This is a genomic window from Paraclostridium sordellii, assembly GCF_000953675.1.
Taxonomy (GTDB): domain Bacteria; phylum Bacillota; class Clostridia; order Peptostreptococcales; family Peptostreptococcaceae; genus Paraclostridium; species Paraclostridium sordellii.
Genome location: NZ_LN679998.1, coordinates 2443938 through 2463360, shown reverse-complemented (window position 1 = coordinate 2463360; position 19423 = coordinate 2443938). Strand labels below are relative to the sequence as shown.

The following is a 19423-nucleotide window of genomic DNA, read 5'->3' as shown; positions in this document are numbered from 1 at the left end:
ATGAATCCATATATACCAGTTGGAGCTGAAATTTTAGAAATAATAAAACATACAGAGATTGAATGGACGTTTAGAACAAAGTGCAACTCTAAAGGTGTATTACCAGGTCAATTCTATGAAATATCAATACCAAAATATGGTGAAAGTCCTATATCTGTTTCGGGAACAGGTAAAGACTATATTGACTTTACAATAAGAAAAGTAGGTAAAGTTACAGATGAAATATTTAGTTATAAAGTGGGAGATAAATTTTTCTTAAGAGGACCATATGGAAATGGATTTGATATATCACTTTATGAAGATAGAGAGATTGTAGTAGTAGCTGGAGGTAGTGGATTAGCACCAGTAAGAGGGATAATGGATTATTATTATGATAACTTTGAAAAATGCAAAAGCTTTAAGTTAATAGTAGGATTTAAATCACCTAAAGATATTTTATTTAAAGATGATTTAAAAAGATGGAGTGAGAAACTAGATGTTATAGTAACTGTGGATGGTGCAGAAGAAGGATATGAAGGACATATAGGTCTTGTAACTAAATATATCCCATCTCTTGAAATTAAAAATATTGATAATGTATCGGCTATAGTTGTAGGATCACCTATGATGATGAAATTTACAGTAAGAGAATTCTTAAAAAGAGATTTAGATGAAAAAAATATATGGGTTTCATATGAAAGAAAGATGTGTTGTGGAGTAGGTAAGTGTGGTCATTGCAAAATGGATGATACTTATATATGTATAGATGGACCTGTATTTAACTATTTTGAGGCTAAAAAATTAATAGACTAGGAGGGTAAGATTGTGATAAGAGATTTAAATACTAAGAAAGTAATGAAAAATGCATATAGAATAACTAAGAATAAATATGAAACGGCTCTTAGAGTAAGAATACCTGGTGGATGTGTAGATCCAGAAAGTCTTATTATAGTTTCTAAAATAGCAAATGAATATGGAAATGGGCAAATTCATATAACAACAAGACAGGGTTTTGAAATACTAGGGATTCCAATGGAAAAAATGGATGAGGTTAACAAAATAATACAACCAGTTATAGAAAAAATGAGTATAAATCAAGAAGACAAAGATAAAGGATACCCAGCTGCAGGTACTAGAAATATAGCTTCATGTATAGGAAATAAAATCTGTCCAAAAGCTCAGTATAATACTACGAAATTTGCAAAGAGAATTGAAAAAGAAATTTATCCAAATGATTTTCACTTTAAAGTAGCATTAACAGGGTGTCCAAATGATTGCATTAAAGCTAGAATGCATGATTTTGGAATCATAGGGATGGCATTACCTAGGTTTGAAAAAGAAAGATGTGTATCTTGTGGGGCATGTGTTAAAAAGTGTAAACAACTTTCAACAGGTGCTTTAAGTGCTCAAAACTATAGACCTGTTAGAGATCATAAAAAATGTATAGGATGTGGAGAGTGTGTACTAAACTGTCCTACAAATGCATGGACTAGAGATGAAAAGAAATATTTTAGATTATCTATAATGGGTAGAACAGGTAAGAAAAATCCAAGACTTGGAGAAGATTTTATAGTTTGGGCAGATGAAGAGAGTATAGTTAAGGTTATAAAAAATACTTATAAATATGTTGATGAATATATAGATAAAAATGCTCCGACAGGAAAAGAACATGTAGGTTATATTGTTGATAGAACTGGATTTATGGAATTTAAAAAATGGATATTAGAAGGTGTAGAACTACCTGATATAGCACAGGTTAATGAAAATGTGTATTGGGGTGGAATAAGATATAAGTAAAATGGATGACTCAAAATAGAGTCATCCATTTTTTATTTATCCAAAAGTAATACAATAAATTACAAATAAAAAACACTTGAACTATAAGTGTATTATAGATATAATACACTTATGAGGTGTACTACTGGAATAGTACAGTAATACGGAGGTGAGAATATGAGCTTTATTCCAAATGACAAGGAACCCGTGTATATACAGATTATAAGATACATAAAACAACAAATTGTAAGGGGAGATTTACAACCAGGAGACTCTATACCATCTAGAAGGGAGATGGCTGTAAATATTAAGGTAAACCCAAATACGGTTCAAAAATCATATAAGGAGATGGAAGATATGGGGATAATTACTACACAAAGAAATTATCAAAGTAACATAACTACAGATGAAAATCTTATAAATAAGATAAAAGAGGATTTAATTAATGAATCTATGGAAGTTTTTATAGAGAATATGAAAGCTATAAATGTAAATAAAGAAGATCTTATAAAGATAATAAATGATAGATATTAGGGGGTGAAAAAATGATAGAAGTAAAGAATGCTACTAAAAAATACAAAAAAGTAAAAGCTTTAGATAATATATCTTTTGAAATACATGAAGGTAAGATAACTTGTTTATTAGGAATAAATGGAGTTGGAAAGTCAACAGTTTTAAAGGCTATATGTGGACTTATTAAGCTAGATAGTGGAGAAATACTTATAGATGGAGAAAAAATAGATAATAAAATATATGACAAAGTAGCTTTCGTTCCAGATGTTGATAATTATTTTGTTCAATTTACGATAAAACAAAGTTTTGAATTTATGAAAGAGTTCTATAAAAACTGGGATGATAAAAAAGCATATGAAATGCTAGACTTATTTAACTTAAATGATAATAGTAAAATATCAAATTTATCTAAAGGTAATATAGCTAGAGTTAAAATAATTTTAGGATTTGCACAAAATGCAAAGTACACTATACTAGATGAACCATTTTCTGGTATAGATATTTTTAAAAGAGAAGATTTCTTAAAAGTTATGACAAAGTATATTACAGATGAGCAAAGTATAATAATAACAACTCATGAAATATCTGAGATAGAAATGATAGCAGATGATGTTATTTTAATAGATGATGGACGAGTATCGTTAGTATTCAATGCAGAGGAAACTCGTGAAGAAGAAGGAAAATCTATAATAGATAAGATGAGTGAGGTGTATAAGAATGAATAAAATATTAAGTTTATACAATATAGAATTTAAAAGGATATATAAGTTATATTTTGCATTGATAGGTGTGCTATTTATAGGAAATTTATCTGGATTAGCAATTAGTATAAAAAACTCTGTGGAAAAAATTAGTACAGATAATAAACTTCCAATGAATTTAAGTATATTAAAAAGCAATATAGGATATGAATTTGTAAATACCTTCACTGTAGGGGATATATATATATATGGAACTATTGCCCTTGGAATAGCAGTGCTAATGTGTTTATTATATGCTCTTATAATATGGTATAGAGATTATTATTCAAGAAGTAAAACAATATATACATTATTATGTTTACCTCAACCAAGGTTTAATATATATTTATCTAAATTAATAACTATAGTTGTTATGATATATGGAGCTATAGTATCACAGTTTGTATTTTGGTATCTAAATTTAACTATAGTTAAAAACTTAGCGGGAATACAGTCTCCAATATTTTTGAATATATTTAAAAATATGATGCATAATGTGAAAACAATTAATATAGTATCGCCAAATATTGTAGAATTCTTAATGGTAGATATAATTGGAGTAATACTAGCTATTGTAGTTATATTCACATCAGTATTAATAGAAAGAAGCATAAAAAAAATAGGATTGATATTAGGACTTTTATATATAACACTAGCTATATTTGGATATTTATACTTAGTTTCACTGAGTAGGTTGTTGTTAATTAATTTATTGCATGTTCATATAGGGTATTATGTATTTTTATTTATTGTATCTTTATTTTTATCGTACTATCTTATGAATAAGAAGATTTCAATTTAAGGGAGGTTTATGTATGAATAAGAAATTGTCAATATCAGTTTTAATAATAACGGTGGCCTCTCTTATAGGGATAGGTATAGGTATCGTTTTTAATGAACCAAGTTATGATTTAGTGGATGTACAAGGAAGCAAAGAAAATTTAGGAGATGTTTTATTTTTACAAAGACAAAATTCTGATTTATATAAAAGCATACAATCAATTGTATCTAAGGATGGATTTGAAGTTAAAAAGTATAAAAATAATGAAAAGTTTAGAAGTGAATATAATCAGCTTATAATATCTAATCCGGATTTGTTTAATGATTCTAGTCCATACGGAAGTGGAATATATAAATCAAATGAGAATATAGGATATGTAGAAAGCTTATCTCAGACATATAATGAAAATGGTGAATTTGTTCAAGAATTTACTATCCATAATAAAAATATAAAAACTGGTGAAATAAATGAGTATCATTTTACATTACCAGAAAAAATAGAATCAGATGGAAATATTGAACATGCATTTGTAGTAGGTATAAAAAATGATAAAGTATATATATTAAATTCACTAGTAGCTCACATGAATTATAACCGTAAAGGAGAAGTGACTAGTATTGGAGATAGTTCTTTAAATTTATACACTTTTAATTTAAGTACTCAAAAAGTTAAGAAAAATAATACATATAAAACTTTTGAAAAAGATGACTATAAAGCTATTTTTAATTTAGCTACAGGTTTTAATAGAGACAATAAAATTTATACTCTTGTAGAACAAGTGAATTTAAAAGATAAGAGTAAGGTAGATTATTATTTAGTATATTATGATATAGATACTAATGAATTTAAAAATATAAAAGAACCGGTAATAAAAGATAGTACATCACCATTATTAGGTGGGAATATAACAATAGGAGCTGATGTTGAAGGAGATATATTATACTTATTACAACATAATAAGGGAGAAAAAGAAAATATTAATATTGAACTTTCTAAAATTGATTTAAAAAATGATAAAATAGATTATGTAGATAGAGATTATAAAACTGGTAATGTTGACGACAATTACGATGTCATAGATTTTAGAGTTTTAAATAATAAAATATATATGTGTATAAATAGCTGGAAAGAATCAAATGAAAAATATTCAAAAAATCAAAAGAAGAAAAATAGTATAGTAGTGTTAGATGAAAAAACAGGTCAAATTATTTATATAGGTGAATATATAAATGACAGCTTGGCTTATCCAAATAATGATATATTAACAAAGGATGAATTATAGAAAAAATGGGCTATTTTAAATAGCCCATTTTTTATTAAACTGAAAACAAAATCATTCTGAGAACTTCAAAATAATCATTGGTTTTAAATGAAATAGTTTGAGAGTCCTTTAAAATTACATTAGGGTAAAATGATGCCCTATAAGCATCTTTATGATTTTTGTATCTAATTTCAAGTTTAAAACTATCTGGAAGCTTAACTATACACTTAGATAAGTCGCAAGATAAAGCCTTTTTTACTTCAGATTCTATGGTTTTTATAGCTAACTCAGGGTGAATAGCTATAGTAGCGGCTCCTATACCCTTAGAAACGGATACGGTGTGAATATTTTTATTTAGTTTTTTAGAGTCACTGCAAAGCATTTCATCTCCACTAATAAATATAACAGGGACGTTATAATAACTAGCAGTATAAGAATTTATAACAAATTCATTAGCAAGTTCATCGTTTATTTTTATATAATCATAAGCTCTTCCATTTTTAGTATGAGATAAAGGGTTACCACTTACTGTAGCACCACTATGATAACCTATGAAGATACATGCATCAAAACTACTATCTAAGCCACTCATCATAGACAGTGGATCACCTGTCCAACCCCTCATAATATTAGCATCAGTAGGCAACATATCAGGTATTATGTTTCTAGCACTAGCATGAGCATCTTTAACTAGTATATAATTACATCCAGCAGCAGTAGCTCCATCACAAGCAGCTTTTACTTCTTTGGTCATTTGAATCCTATGATACATACAAAATTCTGAGTTTATATTAGTTTCATCAACATTAACGATACCACAAGTCCCTTCTATATCTGCACTTATAAATATTTTCATAAAATCTCCCCTCTAATAAAAATATATCTATATTTATAATTATATATAAATTAAGAAGAATTATCTAAAAATTATGAAAAATAAAAAGAACTACACTAAAAAGTGTAATTCTTAAGCATACAATTATTCAAAATTTATTTAACAGCAGCAACTACTGACATTTCAACTAGTAAAGCTTCTCTAGCTAGTCTAGCTTCTACACAAGCTCTAGCTGGTTCAAATCCTTCACTAACCCAAGAATCCCAAACTGAGTTCATATCAGCAAAATCTTTCATATCTCTTAAGTATATAGTAACTGATAAAATATGATTTTTATCAGAACCATATTTATTTAATAAATCTTCAACTTTTTGTAATACAACTTTAGTTTGTTCCGTTACATCACCTTCACCATGAGTTTGACCACATAAATATATAGTATTGTTGTGAACAACTGCTCTACTCATTCTTCCAGTACCTTCGTATCTTTTAATTTCCATAAAATATTCCTCCTGTATAGTAACTTTTAAATTTAAGTCCAGAATTTAATTATAAAATAATATAAAAACATTTTCAATTAAACATTGGTTATATATTTAAAAAGAAAAACACATACAAAAATAATAAAGAATAATAAAAGATTCGAAAATAGTGCATAATATAAAAAAGTATGATATTATATAGTTCTGTTAAGAACAAAATTCGACAAAAAGTGAGGACGTTAATGGAAAAATATTTTAGACTTAAAGAAAATAACACAACAATAAAAACAGAAATGCTAGCTGGTGTTACTACCTTTATGACTATGGCATACATACTGATAGTAAACCCTAGTATATTATCAGCAGCAGGAATGGATTATGGAGCTGTGTTCACGGCTACGGCTTTATCAGCTGTTGTTGCTACACTTATGATGGGATTATATGCAAAATTACCATTTGCTTTAGCTCCAGGAATGGGACTAAATGCTTTTTTTGCATACACTGTAGTTGTAGGAATGGGATATTCATATCAATTTGCATTAACAGCAGTATTTTTAGAAGGAATTATTTTTATTATATTGACTATATTTAATATACGTGAAGCTATAGTCGATTCAATACCTACAAATATAAAAAAGGCTATATCTGTTGGAATAGGACTTTTAATTTCTCTTATAGGACTTGAAGGAGCTGGAGTTATAGTACATCCACAAGGAGGAGGAACTATAATTGCTCTTGGAAATATAACATCGGGAACTGGATTATTAGCTATAATAGGTATATTAATAACAGCCGTGTTATTATCAAAAAATGTAAAAGGTGCATTATTTATAGGAATGATTATAACTACTATAGTAGGTATACCTATGGGAATAGTAGACTTACCAACAAAAATAGTTAGTATGCCACCATCTATATCATCTACGATGTTTACTTTCGAATGGCATAATATATTCAGCATAGATATGTTAATTGTATTATTTACATTATTATTTATGGATATGTTTGATACTATAGGAACATTAGTAGGAGTAGCTACAAAAGCTAAAATGCTAGATGAGGATGGAAAAGTTCCAAACATAAAAAAAGCATTATTTGCAGATGCCGTAGGAACAACAATAGGAGCTTGTCTAGGTACTAGTACAGTAAGTACATTTGTTGAAAGTGCATCAGGAGTTGCAGAAGGTGGAAGAACAGGGCTTACAGCAGTATCTACAGCAGTTATGTTTTTCTTAGCGCTATTCTTTGCTCCATTATTCTCTATAATAACTCCAGCTGTTACAGCATCAGCCTTAGTTTTAGTTGGATTATTTATGATTGAGCCAATAAAAGAAATAGATTTAATGGATTTTACAGAATCAATACCGGCTTTTTTAACAATAATAATGATGCCACTATCATATTCTATAGCTGATGGTATTGTGTTTGGAGTAATATCATATATTGTATTAAAGTTATTTTCAGGTAGAGCAAAAGAAATAAGTTTAACTACAGTTATAATTGGATTAGTTTTTTTACTGAAGTTTTTAATATAGATAAAATACTTTCTTTTAATATTTAGAATATAAAAATACATTGTGTAAAGAATAATTTATAAAATATTAAAAGAGGTGTAAATATGTCTAAGAAAAACAGTATGATTAAAGAGATTGGAAATAAAATGGAAGACTTAGGGCATGACATGTCTAAAGGAATAAAATCTTTTACAAGTTCTGTTGAACATGTAGGAGAAAAAGCTGCTAAAGACGTAAAAAAAGCAAGTAAGAAAATATTTAAATAAAAAGAATTGTTATATAACTATTCTTTTTATTTAAACCTATAGAAAAAAGCTATCTAAACTTAAGTTTAGATAGCTTTTTTCTATAGGTTTAAAGTAAATTTATATGATATAATCCTAGGTGCAATTTGAGTTTGATAAAACTTTAGAAAAAATTCCAATAAAGTAATAATTATATATAAAATTAAGTCTAAAGTGGATGTTTCAACTTTAAAAATATGTAATTTTGAAATTTCCTATTTTAAATTATTCTAAAAGGTGGTGGAGAAAATTAATTTAGATATAAAAATTGTAGATAAAATTAAAAGAGATAAGGATGAATGTACTGATTGTAAATTATGTTTTAACAAATGTCCTATGATGAAGGAGTTTAGTAGTTCACCTAAAAATTTAATGAAAGAAATTCTAGATGGAACAGTTGATTATAAATCAGTTGCATATTCGTGTATGTTATGTGGTTTATGTAATCAAAAATGTAAAAAAAATATAGATTTAGGGTCTACTTTTTATCAAATTAGAGAAAATATTGCATTGAAAGATAAAAAGACTCTTAGAAAAAAAGGATATAGTATAGTAAAATTTCATCAGATGAATAGTTTCTCGCCTATATTTTCTAAGGATTTAAACACTGAAAATGCTAGAGTAGTATTTTTGCCTGGATGTAGCTTGAGTAGCTATAGTGATAGTATAGTTAAAAAAATATATAAATACCTACAAAAACACTATAAACATATAGGAATGACTTTTAAATGTTGTGGAAAACCAACTAAATCTATGGGAGAAGTTGAAAAATTTAATAAGTATTATGATAAAATAGAATCTCTTATAAGTAACAATGAAATTGAAGAGATTATAGTTGCATGTCCAAATTGCTATAATACTTTAAGCAAAAATAGTAAAAGGATAAAAATCACATCATTATATGAGGTTATAAAAGATAAAGGAATTCCTAAAAATTTAAAAAATAATTTTGAAAATATAACTTGCTCAGTCCATGATTCTTGTTCTATACGATATGAAAAGTGTATACATGATAGCGTTAGATATATATTAAAAGAATTAGGTGTAAATATAGTTGAATTTGAAAATTGCAGAGAAAATACAGTTTGCTGTGGAGCAGGAGGTATGGTGGCTATAACAAATTCAGAAGTTTCATTAAAACAGATAAATAGAAGAGTAAATGAAACTAAATGTGAAAATATAGTTTGCTATTGTCAATCTTGTTGTGAATCACTTTTAAATAGTGATAAAAATATATTTCATATTTTAGATTTAATATTTAATGAATCTTTTATAAATAAAAATGTAGTTTCTCAATCAACTGAAAATACTTTGAAAAAATGGAAGAATAGGTATAAAACAGTTAGAATTAAGCTATAAAATAAGGGAGATGAGAACATGAAATACAACTTAGGAAAAGTTTTAAAAATATTAATATCTATTATTATACTTTTAATATTAGGTACAATAATATGTAAAATATTAAGTATGAATATAGGGGTAGAAGACATTCAGGATTATGTAAGTTCGTTTGGGAGGTTAGCACCTTTAGTTTACATTATAATGTTTGCATTAGTTCCATTAACGTTATTTCCAGACTCTATATTAGCGATAGGCGGAGGAATGGTATTTGGATTATTTAAAGGATACATATATACATTAATAGGTGCATTAATCGGGGCTACAATTTCATTTTATATATCTAGAAAATTAGGTAGAGCTTTTGTAAAAAAACTCACTAAGGAGAAGTTAGACAATATAGAGGAATTAATAAACTCAAAAGGATTTTTTATAGTACTAATTTTAAGGCTAGTACCTCTATTTCCATTTGATATAATTAGTTATGGATCTGGGCTTACATCAATAAAATATAAGGATTTTTTATTAGCTACTATAATCGGTACTATTCCTGGAATTTTAGTTTTTACCAATATAGGAGCTCAATCGGTCAATATTGGAAGTAATAGTTTTTATATTTCTATAATGGGGCTAATATTATTAGTTTTATTATCATTAATATTAAAAAATAAATTTTTACGTATACAAAAGAAGTAGGAGGGAAAATGTTAGATACTCATGGAAGAAAATTTGTAGATCCTATTATTAATATAGGGGCTAATTTTTTATTAAAATTAAAGCTAAGTGCAAACAATGTAACATTTATAGCACTTTTAATTGGAGTAAGTACAAGTGCTTTAATATATTTTGATTTGCCTATTCTGGCTGTTTTACTACTTTGGATATCTGGATACTTAGATGCAGTTGATGGAGCTATGGCAAGAAAAAGCAATACAACATCAACATTTGGTACTCTTATGGATATCACTTTCGATAGAATAGTAGAAGTATTAATGATATTTACATTAGCATTAAAATATCCACTAGCTAGAATGAATTTTATTGTACTTTTAATGTGTATAATTATTTCTATGACTATATTTTTAACTGTAGGAGCACTTGCAAATAAAAAAGGAATGAAAAGTTTTTACTATCAAGCTGGAGTAGCAGAGAGAAGTGAGGGATTTTTATTTTTTAGTTTAATTATACTGCTACCTAAATTTATAATTTTACTTACTAATTTATTTTCACTAATTATATTTATAACAATAATACAGAGAATAATAGAGGCTAAGAATATATTATAGTTAAAGACTTTATGATATACTGTATACAAAAGTGGAAATAGATAGGAGGTTAAATTTATGAATAACTTAAATATAAGTGATAGAAATAAAGGGATTTTATTTATAATTATATCTGCATTTGGATTTGCTATGATGTCTGCTTTTATAAAATTATCTGGGGATTTACCAAGTTTTCAAAAGACCTTTTTTAGAAACTTAGTTTCATGTATAATTGCTTTTGCATTGATACTTAAATATAAAGAAAGTTTTTTTGGGAGTAAAGAAAACAGAAAAATTTTAGTATGGAGATCTATTTTTGGAACATTGGGGATTATCTTAAATTATTATGCTATTGATAGGCTAGTTCTTTCAGATGCAAATATGCTAAATAAATTAAGCCCATTTTTTGTAATAATATTTTCAGCAATATTTTTAAAGGAAAAAATCAAGACTAATCAAGCTATAGCTGTAGGAATAGCATTTATAGGTGCATTATTTATAATTAAGCCTACATTAAACTTTGAAGTAATACCATCTGTAGCAGGAACTATGGGGGCTATATTTGCAGCTGCAGCCTATACGTGTTTAAGGGTCTTAGGAGGAAAAGAGAAATTTTATACTGTAGTGTTTTTCTTCTCATTGTTTTCAACTTTAGCAATATTACCATTTACAATAGTAGTTTATAAAAGTATGACAATTGTTCAATTTGGATATCTTATTTTAGCTGGAATATTTGCAAGTATCGGTCAATTTGGAGTAACTTTAGCATATAAGTATGCACCGGCGAAAGAAATATCTATATTTGATTATTCAAATATAATTTTCTCAGCAATTATAAGTATAATAATTTTTAATACTATACCAGATAAATTTAGTTTTATTGGATATATAATAATATTTTCAGCATCATATTATATGTTTAGATATAACAAGAAAAAAGGAAGCTAATTTAATTAGTTTCTTTTTTTATAAATTTAGTACACTATTTACACGAAATGTTACTTATTATATTGACAAAAATAAAATTATAGTATATAGTATATTGTATACAAGATGAAAATAACCCCTTAAAATAGATAAAATAAATAAATGCGAAAATATAGGAGTATTTATAGTTATTAAGTAGCTATAAATACTCCTATTTTTTTATTGATAAAGTAAATTTGACACTTAGCTAAAAAATGACAAAAAAATATAAAAAATAATAAATTTTTATTGAAAACGAACTAATGTTTGGTTATAATAAATCTATAAGGAACAAATGTTCGAAAAAATTAGGAATAAATAAGAAATTATATGAATATAATAATGTAAATTATTAATTTAAAAGGAGAGATTAGCCAATGATGATATCAAATAGAAGACTAAAAGAAATAACTATAAATAACTTAAGAAATGGAGAAGTTAGTATAAGTGAATTAGATGAAATATATAAAAAAATGGGATTCTTATTTGTTATAAATCAGGGAAGATGTACTAGCGTAAGGAAGGAAAGAAATTAAGTAAGGATTTTTTACAAATATTAAATTAAAATTAATAAAATGCAATATTCATAAATGAACGGATTAGAAATAACAAATTTTTAGTAAGTAAAAATGCTCAATGAATATTATTTACCTCTAAAAAATTAAAATTAAACTACGAAGAAAGAGTTTTTAGATTGATAATTATTTTACATAAAATTTCATAGATATAGAGACAATGAATTTATAATTGTGACAATAAAGTTACACATATATGTTAAATATTGTTTTAATAACCTAATTTAAATATAATTATAGTAATTAAATTAGGGGGATTTGAAATGGAACAAAATATATCTATTGAAGAACATGATGATAGTGTTAAATTAAATAAAAACACTAAGAAATATACAATTTTATTAATTATTTTTTTTGCTATTACAATTATAGGAATCATATGGTTTAGCAATAAATATATATATAATGGAAAAATTGCAAACAATATTTATGTAGGAAGTATAAATGTATCAAATTTATCTAAAGAAGAAGCAAAAAAATTAGTTGAGCAAAAATATAACCCAAAAAACATAGATTTAGAATATGAAGGACAGAAATTTTTATTAAAACCAAAAGATATAAATTTAAATTATGATATAGGAAAAATTATTAATGAATCATATAAATTTAATAAATCAGATTCTTTTTTTAAGAATCTAAAAAGAACAATTACTCTACAATTAGGTAATGAGAAGGTTTTTGAAGTAAAAGGTCAATACAATGAAGAAATGTTAAATAAATATGTAAAGAATATAGAAAAAAATATTAACAAAGATGCTATTGATGCAAAACTTTATGTAGGTTCAAATGGAAGTATTAATGTAATACCCTCTGTAATAGGACAAGAATTAGACTTAAGCAAAACTAGTGAGAATATAAAAAAATCAATAAATGATAATAGTTTTTCACAAGTAAAGTTGGTAGTTGAAAAAGATAGCCCTAAAATAACTACAGATATGTTAAAAAGTGTTGATTCAGAATTAGCTAGTCACAGAACAACATATAACAATTCATCTCCAAATAGAGTGCATAATATTATAAAAGCAGCTCAAAGTACAAATGATATAATTTTAATGCCAGGAGAAGAATTTTCTTATAATAAAGCAACGGGACCTAGAAGTAAAGCTAATGGTTATAAAGATGCCCCTGTTATTGTAAATGGAAAAATCCAAGATGGATCTGGAGGCGGAGTGTGCCAAGTGTCAACAACTATTTATAATTCGGTATTATATTCAGGGTTAGAAATAACTCAAGTTAGAAATCATTCTCTACCATCTTCATATGCACCTATGGGAAAAGATGCTACAGTTGCTTATGATTATTTAGATTTAAAATTTAAAAATCCGTATAAACATCCTATATATATACATACTACAGCTTATAATGGAGTTATAAACTCAGAAATATATGGTAGTTCAATAGATAAACAAAATATAGATATAGTTGTTGAAAATGTTGGTGGAGGATCTTCAAATACCGTTAAAACATATAGGGTTTTTAAAGATAAAAATGGTAAAATAGTTAAAAATGAATATATATCCACTAGCACATACAATAAAAAGTAAAAAAGTTATAAAAAAAATATATAAATATCCGTATATAATTTGTAGTTCTTTAATCAAATTGGTTAATGAAGTAAATTGTATGCGGATATTTTTTACTATTTAAATATAATTTCAAAATAAATAGATTAAAAAAGATAGTAATTGGGTATGACCGTATAAATAAATTGAAAAATACATAAATTTAAAAAAATATGGTCATAGAATACTTATTTCTTACATTAATTTACATTAAATGTTATAATTGTAAGTGATTAGGAACAAAGGTATTTAAATATATAAGGGGGAGTTTATTTGATATATATAGGCAATAGATATAAAATAATAGATGAAATTGCAAGAGGATGTAGATCATGCTTATATAAAGGTAAAGATTCCTATGATAATCAGATGGTTATAGTAAATGTAATAGATGAAGGAGTAATAACTAACAAACAATTTGTATCCAATCTAATAGATGAAGCGACAACTATAAATGAAATAGATTCTCCAAATATACTAAAAATAAAAGATGTAGGTATACATAAATTAGATGATGGATGCGAATTATATTATATAGTTAGTGAATACATAGAAGGAAGCACTTTAGACCAATTAACTAAATATCATAGGTTAAACACAGATGAAATTGTAATCATTCTTAGACAAATCTTAAACGCACTTGAAGTTGCTCACAGTTATGATATTTATCATGGAAATTTACAGCCAAGCAGTATAATAATTGATGAAGGATACAATGTTAAGTTAAGTAATATAGGAATTATAAGAGCTAATAATAAAATTTTTAATAATGGAATTAAAAAATTTTCAAAAGATTTAAGATATATGTGTCCTCACCAAATTTGTTTAGGCTACACAAATAAGAGTAGCGATTTTTATGCACTGGGAATTATTTTATTTGAATTGATATTTGGAACACATCCATTTGGAGATATAGAAGATGAAGAAAGTATGCTGAGAAAAATGGATAAAGGTATTAAATGGAAGGATTTTAATACTGAAGTAGTTCCTAGACATCTATTAAATATAATTGATAAATTATTAAGAAGAGATGAAAAATATACAACACCTCAAGAGGTTATGATAGATTTAAGTAAACATTTGTATGAAACAGAAAACATATGTGATGAACATACAAGTAAAAAAGATGTCGAAATTATAAAAGAAGGAATTAATAGTAAAAGAAATTTAAATTTTAAAAAGGTTGGAATTGTTGGAGTAGCTGCAATCATATCATTTTTAATTTTAGGAATGACTATAGTATAAACTGTTTCTAGAGTTTTTTGAGAAACAGTTTTTTTGTTTTTGAATAAAAAAAATTATATGTTAAAAACTAGATATTATAAGCTAAATAGGAGGAAAATTTACCTATGAGCATAAAAAAATATACTAGTGAAAATAAAAACAATAAAAATAAACATTTGAAAAAATTAGTATTTAAAGAATCTATTATTATCAATAATGAGAATATAGGTAAGTTTAATATTGATGAAAATATTGATTTTTCTAATTTAATCTTTTTAAAAGATGTCATATTTGATAATTGTGTATTTAAAAAAGATGCTGTATTTTTAGGTACTGAATTTAATGGCGATGTGTCGTTTAATAAATGTATTTTTAATGAAGATTGTATTTTTAAAAATACTAAATTTAATAAAAATACATGCATGAATAAAATATTTGTTAAATCAGAAATAAAAGGACAAAAAATAGTTTTTGACAAAGTAGAAAATATGCCTAGATTAGATGGAATGCTTTTTAGTCAATGTTGCAAAGTTAATATTAAAAATATTATGTATGATAAACAAAATTATAAAAATGCAAAAATAAATTATAGAATTGCAAAAAATCAAGCCGGTATTATTGGAGATTATGAACAAGTTAGTCACTATTACTACATGGAAAGGTATTATGGAGGTAAATGCATAAAAAGAAGTGATTTTAACAATACAATGGAATATATAAATTTAAAATTTGTAGATGTTTTATCAAGATATATAATTGGTTATGGAGAAAAGCCTTTAAATATATTTTTAATATCTTTTCTTATAGTAAGTATATTTGCAATTTTATACATGATTACAGGTGTAGAGAATAATAATACAGTTGATCTATTAAATTCAAATTCAAATGAAAGTTTTTTTAATTTTATCAAAAAGTATATAGATGTATGGTATTTTAGTATGGCTACGTTTAGTACTGTTGGATATGGAGATATAGTAGTGACTAGTGTTTATGGAAAATTATTGGCAAGTATAGAAGTATTTTTAGGTGTTACTATTGGAGCTTCTTGGGCATCTGTTTTATTTAGAAAAATGTCAAGATAGTAAATAATTACTAGATATATATTTAAGTTAATAAGTTAAAAATTAATATATACTTATTAACTTAAGAAGGTGAGGAAATGACATTTAACTTAAAAAAAGTTACATCCGTAGTTTTAATTTTAGCATTTATAGTACCTTTTAATGTATTTGCTACAGAAAAAGAAGTAGATAAGTATTCTTTATCATCTATACTTATAGATCAGGATACCAATAGAGTTTTATATTCAAAAAATCCAGATGAAAAAAGACCCTTAGCTAGTTTAAGTAAAATGATGACATTTTTAATAGCTATAGAAGCTATTGAAAATAAACAGGTAAAGCCTGAAGATAAAATAAAGATTACTAAAAAGATAGCATCAGTACGAGGATCTAGTTATCACCTTAAAGAAAATGAAGAAGTTGAATTGATTGAGCTTATGAAAGGACTTATGATTGTATCTGGTAATGACGCTGCCATAGCTATTGCAAATCATATATCAAAAGATGTAGATGAATTTGTAAAACTTATGAATAAAAAAGCTAAAGAAATAGGGATGAGTAATACTAATTTCGTTAATCCACATGGATTACCTATATATGATTTACAAAATCCAAAGGCACAGCCAAAACAAAATATATCTACAGCAAGAGATATTTCAACACTTGGAAAATATATGTTTGATAACTATGAAAAGCAAGTTACAGCTATAACCGACATGCAATTGTATACAAATTCAAAAAGAGGATTTTCAAAAAATAATACTAATCCTCTACTATCTATGATACCTGATGTTGATGGTATTAAAACTGGATATACAGGAAATGCAGGATATTGTTTATCTTTTTCTATGAATGTAAAAAAAGAAAATGATATTAAAAAATATAGAGTTATAGGAGTTACATTAGGAGCCAATCATAAAAACAAGAGGTTATCAGCAGCTGTAGACATGTTAAAATATGGAAAAGAGAATTTTTATACTGAAAAAGTTATAAATAAAAATCAACTTATAGGTAAAAAATATATAAAACAATTAAGTGAATTAGAGGTAGAATTAAGAACCAAAGAAGAATTATATACAATAGTAAAAAATAATGAAAACATAAATACACAAGTAACACTAAAAGAACTTCAGTATCCAGTAAAAAAAGGTGATGTTGTAGGTGTAATTAAATATTATACTGATGATGGTGAAATATTAGGAAGTATTGATATAATAAGTGCAAATGATGTGGATAATACTTCTTTAATAACTAAAATAAAAATGATTTTTGCAAAATAAAAACATATGAGATAGAAATTTCTATCTCATATGTTTTTATAATGAATAAATAGTTTTTTATTTGTAAATAATTATTTAAGTAGATCAATTTATTAATACATAATTTAGTATATATATTAATGTTATAAAATTTATAAAAAATATTGTAATTTACAATTTCCTATGATATACTAACGAAGGTAAAAAAATAAAATAACGCACGACTTTGTGATTCCTAAAAGGTGCCGAAATGGTTTTTTAGGGAGATGATCAAGTCGGAGGTAAAACCAGGAGGTAAAAATGTCAGTAATATCAATGAAACAATTATTAGAAGCTGGTGTTCACTTCGGACATCAAACAAGAAGATGGAACCCTAAGATGGCTCAATATATATTCACAGAGAGAAATGGAATATATATAATAGACTTACAAAAAACTGTTAAAAAAGTTGAAGAAGCTTATAGATTCACTAAAGAAATAGCTGAAACTGGAAAGCCAATATTATTCGTAGGAACTAAGAAACAAGCTCAAGAAGCTATAAAAGAAGAAGCTGAAAGATGTGGAATGTTCTACGTTAATGAAAGATGGTTAGGTGGAATGTTAACAAACCACAAAACTATAAAGACTAGAATAGACAAGTTAAGAAAGTTAGAAAAAATGGAAGAAGAAGGAGTATTCAACGTTCTTCCTAAGAAAGAAGTTATAAAATTAAGAGCTGAAAAAGAAAAATTAGAAAAATACTTAAACGGTATAAAAGATATGCCTGAATTACCAGCTGCTATATTCGTAGTAGATCCTAGAAAAGAAAACATAGCTATACAAGAAGCTCACAGATTAGGTATACCAGTAATAGGTATAGTTGATACAAACTGTGACCCTGAGCAATTAGACTTTGCTATACCAGGAAACGATGACGCTATAAGAGCTGTTAAGTTAATAACTGGTGCTATGGCAACTGCTATAATAGAAGGTAGACAAGCTATAGCTGATGATCAAGAAGAAGTAACAGAAGATCAAGAATAATAAAATAAGTTAATGGTAAGGGGGTATACCCTTACCATTAGTAATATATAGGAGGGATTACCAATGGCTATAACTGCACAAATGGTTAAAGAGTTAAGAGAAACTACAGGTGCCGGAATGATGGACTGTAAAAAAGCTTTACAAGAAGCTGAAGGAGACATGGAAAGAGCTATAGATTTATTAAGAGAAAAAGGATTATCTAAAGCTGCTAAAAAATCTGATAGAATAGCTGCTGAAGGATTAGTTGCTATAGAGATAAACAACGACAACACTGTTGGAACTATAGTTGAAATAAACTCAGAAACAGATTTCGTTGCTAAAAACGAAGATTTCAAAACTTTCGTTAAGGACGTAGCTGAAATGGCTTTAGCTACTGAAAAGGAAGATGTAGCTGGATTATTAACTGAAGCTCATAGAGAAGGAGTTTTATCAGAAGTATTAAATAACAGAATAGCTACTATAGGAGAAAAGTTAGATATAAGAAGATTTGCTAAAATATCTACTAATGGACAAGTTGCTGGATACATACACGGTGGTGGAAAAATAGGTGTATTAGTTGAATTAGAAACAGAAGCTAGAGATGCTGAAGTTTTAGCAATGGGAAGAGATATAGCTATGCAAGTTGCAGCTATGAATCCTAAATATGTTTCTAAAGACGATGTAGATCCAGAGTACATAGCTCATGAAACTGAAATATTAACTCAACAAGCTTTAAATGAAGGAAAACCAGCTAACATAGTTGAGAAGATGATAAAGGGAAGATTAGATAAACAATTAAAAGAAGTTTGTTTAGTTGAGCAAGCTTTCGTTAAAAACCCAGACTTAACTATAAAGCAATTAGTTGCAGACGTTGCTAAAAAAGTAGGTTCTGACATAAAAGTTGCTAGAGTCGTAAGATTCGAAGTTGGAGAAGGTATAGAAAAGAAAGAAGAAAACTTTGCTGAAGAGGTTGCTAAGCAACTTAAGTAATTAACCAAAAGAGAAC

Annotated in this window: 21 protein-coding genes; 19 read left to right on the top strand and 2 right to left on the bottom strand. The window is 26.5% G+C overall.

Annotation, left to right across the window (positions count from 1 at the left end; all coding sequences use genetic code 11):
* The 6 genes from asrB to ATCC9714_RS11800 all read left to right on the top strand — a co-directional run bounded on the left by asrB (position 1) and on the right by ATCC9714_RS11800 (position 5071).
* Positions 1 to 792, top strand: a complete 792-nt coding sequence (asrB, locus tag ATCC9714_RS11825; protein ID WP_021124675.1) for an anaerobic sulfite reductase subunit AsrB — start codon at positions 1 to 3, stop codon at positions 790 to 792.
* Between the two features lie 12 nt (positions 793 to 804).
* Complete coding sequence (gene asrC, locus ATCC9714_RS11820) at positions 805 to 1776, top strand: sulfite reductase subunit C (RefSeq protein ID WP_057545654.1); 972 nt, start codon at positions 805 to 807, stop codon at positions 1774 to 1776.
* Between the two features lie 156 nt (positions 1777 to 1932).
* Positions 1933 to 2289: a GntR family transcriptional regulator gene (locus tag ATCC9714_RS11815; protein ID WP_057545655.1), complete on the top strand. Its 357-nt coding sequence runs from the start codon at positions 1933 to 1935 to the stop codon at positions 2287 to 2289.
* A gap of 11 nt (positions 2290 to 2300) precedes the next feature.
* Positions 2301 to 2993 (top strand): ABC transporter ATP-binding protein, encoded by a 693-nt coding sequence (locus ATCC9714_RS11810; RefSeq protein WP_021124671.1) that lies wholly within the window; start codon positions 2301 to 2303, stop codon positions 2991 to 2993.
* Positions 2986 to 3810, top strand: a complete 825-nt coding sequence (locus ATCC9714_RS11805; protein ID WP_057545656.1) for a hypothetical protein — start codon at positions 2986 to 2988, stop codon at positions 3808 to 3810. The genes ATCC9714_RS11810 and ATCC9714_RS11805 overlap by 8 nt, the downstream gene beginning before the upstream one ends.
* A gap of 13 nt (positions 3811 to 3823) precedes the next feature.
* Entirely contained in the window at positions 3824 to 5071 is a 1248-nt protein-coding gene (locus tag ATCC9714_RS11800) for a hypothetical protein (protein WP_057545657.1), read from the top strand.
* A 34-nt stretch (positions 5072 to 5105) separates the two neighbouring features.
* Here the strand turns inward: ATCC9714_RS11800 and ATCC9714_RS11795 are convergent, their stop codons facing one another.
* The gene (locus tag ATCC9714_RS11795) at positions 5106 to 5906 is read right to left on the bottom strand and encodes a M55 family metallopeptidase (protein ID WP_021124667.1); all 801 of its coding nucleotides are present in this window, start codon (positions 5904 to 5906) and stop codon (positions 5106 to 5108) included.
* 134 nt (positions 5907 to 6040) lie between these two features.
* Complete coding sequence (locus tag ATCC9714_RS11790) at positions 6041 to 6385, bottom strand: RidA family protein (RefSeq protein ID WP_057545658.1); 345 nt, start codon at positions 6383 to 6385, stop codon at positions 6041 to 6043.
* 224 nt (positions 6386 to 6609) lie between these two features.
* Here ATCC9714_RS11790 and ATCC9714_RS11785 point away from each other — a divergent pair, with 224 nt between their 5' ends.
* The 13 genes from ATCC9714_RS11785 (at position 6610) to tsf (ending at position 19407) form a co-directional block, all read left to right on the top strand.
* Positions 6610 to 7902, top strand: coding sequence for an NCS2 family permease (locus ATCC9714_RS11785; protein ID WP_054631772.1), 1293 nt, complete (start codon positions 6610 to 6612; stop codon positions 7900 to 7902).
* 83 nt (positions 7903 to 7985) lie between these two features.
* Positions 7986 to 8147: a hypothetical protein gene (locus ATCC9714_RS11780; RefSeq protein WP_021124663.1), complete on the top strand. Its 162-nt coding sequence runs from the start codon at positions 7986 to 7988 to the stop codon at positions 8145 to 8147.
* Between the two features lie 258 nt (positions 8148 to 8405).
* Positions 8406 to 9524, top strand: coding sequence for a (Fe-S)-binding protein (locus tag ATCC9714_RS11775; protein ID WP_081013653.1), 1119 nt, complete (start codon positions 8406 to 8408; stop codon positions 9522 to 9524).
* 18 nt (positions 9525 to 9542) lie between these two features.
* Complete coding sequence (locus ATCC9714_RS11770; RefSeq protein WP_021124660.1) at positions 9543 to 10199, top strand: TVP38/TMEM64 family protein; 657 nt, start codon at positions 9543 to 9545, stop codon at positions 10197 to 10199.
* Positions 10200 to 10207: 8 nt separating this feature from the next.
* On the top strand, positions 10208 to 10789 hold the full coding sequence (locus tag ATCC9714_RS11765; protein ID WP_054631490.1) for a CDP-alcohol phosphatidyltransferase family protein: 582 nt from the start codon (positions 10208 to 10210) through the stop codon (positions 10787 to 10789).
* Positions 10790 to 10846: 57 nt separating this feature from the next.
* Positions 10847 to 11716 (top strand): DMT family transporter, encoded by an 870-nt coding sequence (locus ATCC9714_RS11760; RefSeq protein WP_021128145.1) that lies wholly within the window; start codon positions 10847 to 10849, stop codon positions 11714 to 11716.
* A 395-nt stretch (positions 11717 to 12111) separates the two neighbouring features.
* A complete protein-coding gene (locus ATCC9714_RS11755) occupies positions 12112 to 12270 on the top strand; it encodes a hypothetical protein (protein WP_021124656.1) in 159 nt (52 codons plus the stop codon).
* A 302-nt stretch (positions 12271 to 12572) separates the two neighbouring features.
* On the top strand, positions 12573 to 13853 hold the full coding sequence (locus tag ATCC9714_RS11750; RefSeq protein WP_054631491.1) for a VanW family protein: 1281 nt from the start codon (positions 12573 to 12575) through the stop codon (positions 13851 to 13853).
* 291 nt (positions 13854 to 14144) lie between these two features.
* Complete coding sequence (locus ATCC9714_RS11745) at positions 14145 to 15116, top strand: serine/threonine-protein kinase (protein ID WP_021128142.1); 972 nt, start codon at positions 14145 to 14147, stop codon at positions 15114 to 15116.
* A 104-nt stretch (positions 15117 to 15220) separates the two neighbouring features.
* Positions 15221 to 16177, top strand: a complete 957-nt coding sequence (locus ATCC9714_RS11740; RefSeq protein WP_057545659.1) for a potassium channel family protein — start codon at positions 15221 to 15223, stop codon at positions 16175 to 16177.
* A 77-nt stretch (positions 16178 to 16254) separates the two neighbouring features.
* Positions 16255 to 17436 carry a D-alanyl-D-alanine carboxypeptidase family protein gene (locus ATCC9714_RS11735; RefSeq protein ID WP_057541118.1) on the top strand — a complete coding sequence of 394 codons (1182 nt, stop codon included), beginning with the start codon at positions 16255 to 16257 and terminating at the stop codon, positions 17434 to 17436.
* 279 nt (positions 17437 to 17715) lie between these two features.
* On the top strand, positions 17716 to 18438 hold the full coding sequence (rpsB, locus tag ATCC9714_RS11730; protein ID WP_021124645.1) for a 30S ribosomal protein S2: 723 nt from the start codon (positions 17716 to 17718) through the stop codon (positions 18436 to 18438).
* 63 nt (positions 18439 to 18501) lie between these two features.
* A complete protein-coding gene (gene tsf / locus ATCC9714_RS11725) occupies positions 18502 to 19407 on the top strand; it encodes a translation elongation factor Ts (protein WP_054631494.1) in 906 nt (301 codons plus the stop codon).
* Positions 19408 to 19423: the final 16 nt, after the last annotated feature.

Excerpts from the sequence above, each read along its gene's own strand:
- tsf (WP_054631494.1), top strand. The coding sequence starts at position 18,502 with ATGGCTATAACTGCACAAATGGTTAAAGAGTTAAGAGAAACTACAGGT.
- ATCC9714_RS11765 (WP_054631490.1), top strand. The coding sequence starts at position 10,208 with ATGTTAGATACTCATGGAAGAAAATTTGTAGATCCTATTATTAATATA.
- ATCC9714_RS11780 (WP_021124663.1), top strand. The coding sequence starts at position 7,986 with ATGTCTAAGAAAAACAGTATGATTAAAGAGATTGGAAATAAAATGGAA.
- ATCC9714_RS11790 (WP_057545658.1), bottom strand. The coding sequence starts at position 6,385 with ATGGAAATTAAAAGATACGAAGGTACTGGAAGAATGAGTAGAGCAGTT.
- ATCC9714_RS11815 (WP_057545655.1), top strand. The coding sequence starts at position 1,933 with ATGAGCTTTATTCCAAATGACAAGGAACCCGTGTATATACAGATTATA.
- asrB (WP_021124675.1), top strand. The coding sequence starts at position 1 with ATGAATCCATATATACCAGTTGGAGCTGAAATTTTAGAAATAATAAAA.
- ATCC9714_RS11800 (WP_057545657.1), top strand. The coding sequence starts at position 3,824 with ATGAATAAGAAATTGTCAATATCAGTTTTAATAATAACGGTGGCCTCT.
- ATCC9714_RS11805 (WP_057545656.1), top strand. The coding sequence starts at position 2,986 with ATGAATAAAATATTAAGTTTATACAATATAGAATTTAAAAGGATATAT.
- ATCC9714_RS11735 (WP_057541118.1), top strand. The coding sequence starts at position 16,255 with ATGACATTTAACTTAAAAAAAGTTACATCCGTAGTTTTAATTTTAGCA.
- ATCC9714_RS11795 (WP_021124667.1), bottom strand. The coding sequence starts at position 5,906 with ATGAAAATATTTATAAGTGCAGATATAGAAGGGACTTGTGGTATCGTT.
- ATCC9714_RS11770 (WP_021124660.1), top strand. The coding sequence starts at position 9,543 with ATGAAATACAACTTAGGAAAAGTTTTAAAAATATTAATATCTATTATT.
- ATCC9714_RS11750 (WP_054631491.1), top strand. The coding sequence starts at position 12,573 with ATGGAACAAAATATATCTATTGAAGAACATGATGATAGTGTTAAATTA.
- ATCC9714_RS11760 (WP_021128145.1), top strand. The coding sequence starts at position 10,847 with ATGAATAACTTAAATATAAGTGATAGAAATAAAGGGATTTTATTTATA.
- rpsB (WP_021124645.1), top strand. The coding sequence starts at position 17,716 with ATGTCAGTAATATCAATGAAACAATTATTAGAAGCTGGTGTTCACTTC.
- ATCC9714_RS11740 (WP_057545659.1), top strand. The coding sequence starts at position 15,221 with ATGAGCATAAAAAAATATACTAGTGAAAATAAAAACAATAAAAATAAA.
- ATCC9714_RS11810 (WP_021124671.1), top strand. The coding sequence starts at position 2,301 with ATGATAGAAGTAAAGAATGCTACTAAAAAATACAAAAAAGTAAAAGCT.
- ATCC9714_RS11785 (WP_054631772.1), top strand. The coding sequence starts at position 6,610 with ATGGAAAAATATTTTAGACTTAAAGAAAATAACACAACAATAAAAACA.
- ATCC9714_RS11755 (WP_021124656.1), top strand. The coding sequence starts at position 12,112 with ATGATGATATCAAATAGAAGACTAAAAGAAATAACTATAAATAACTTA.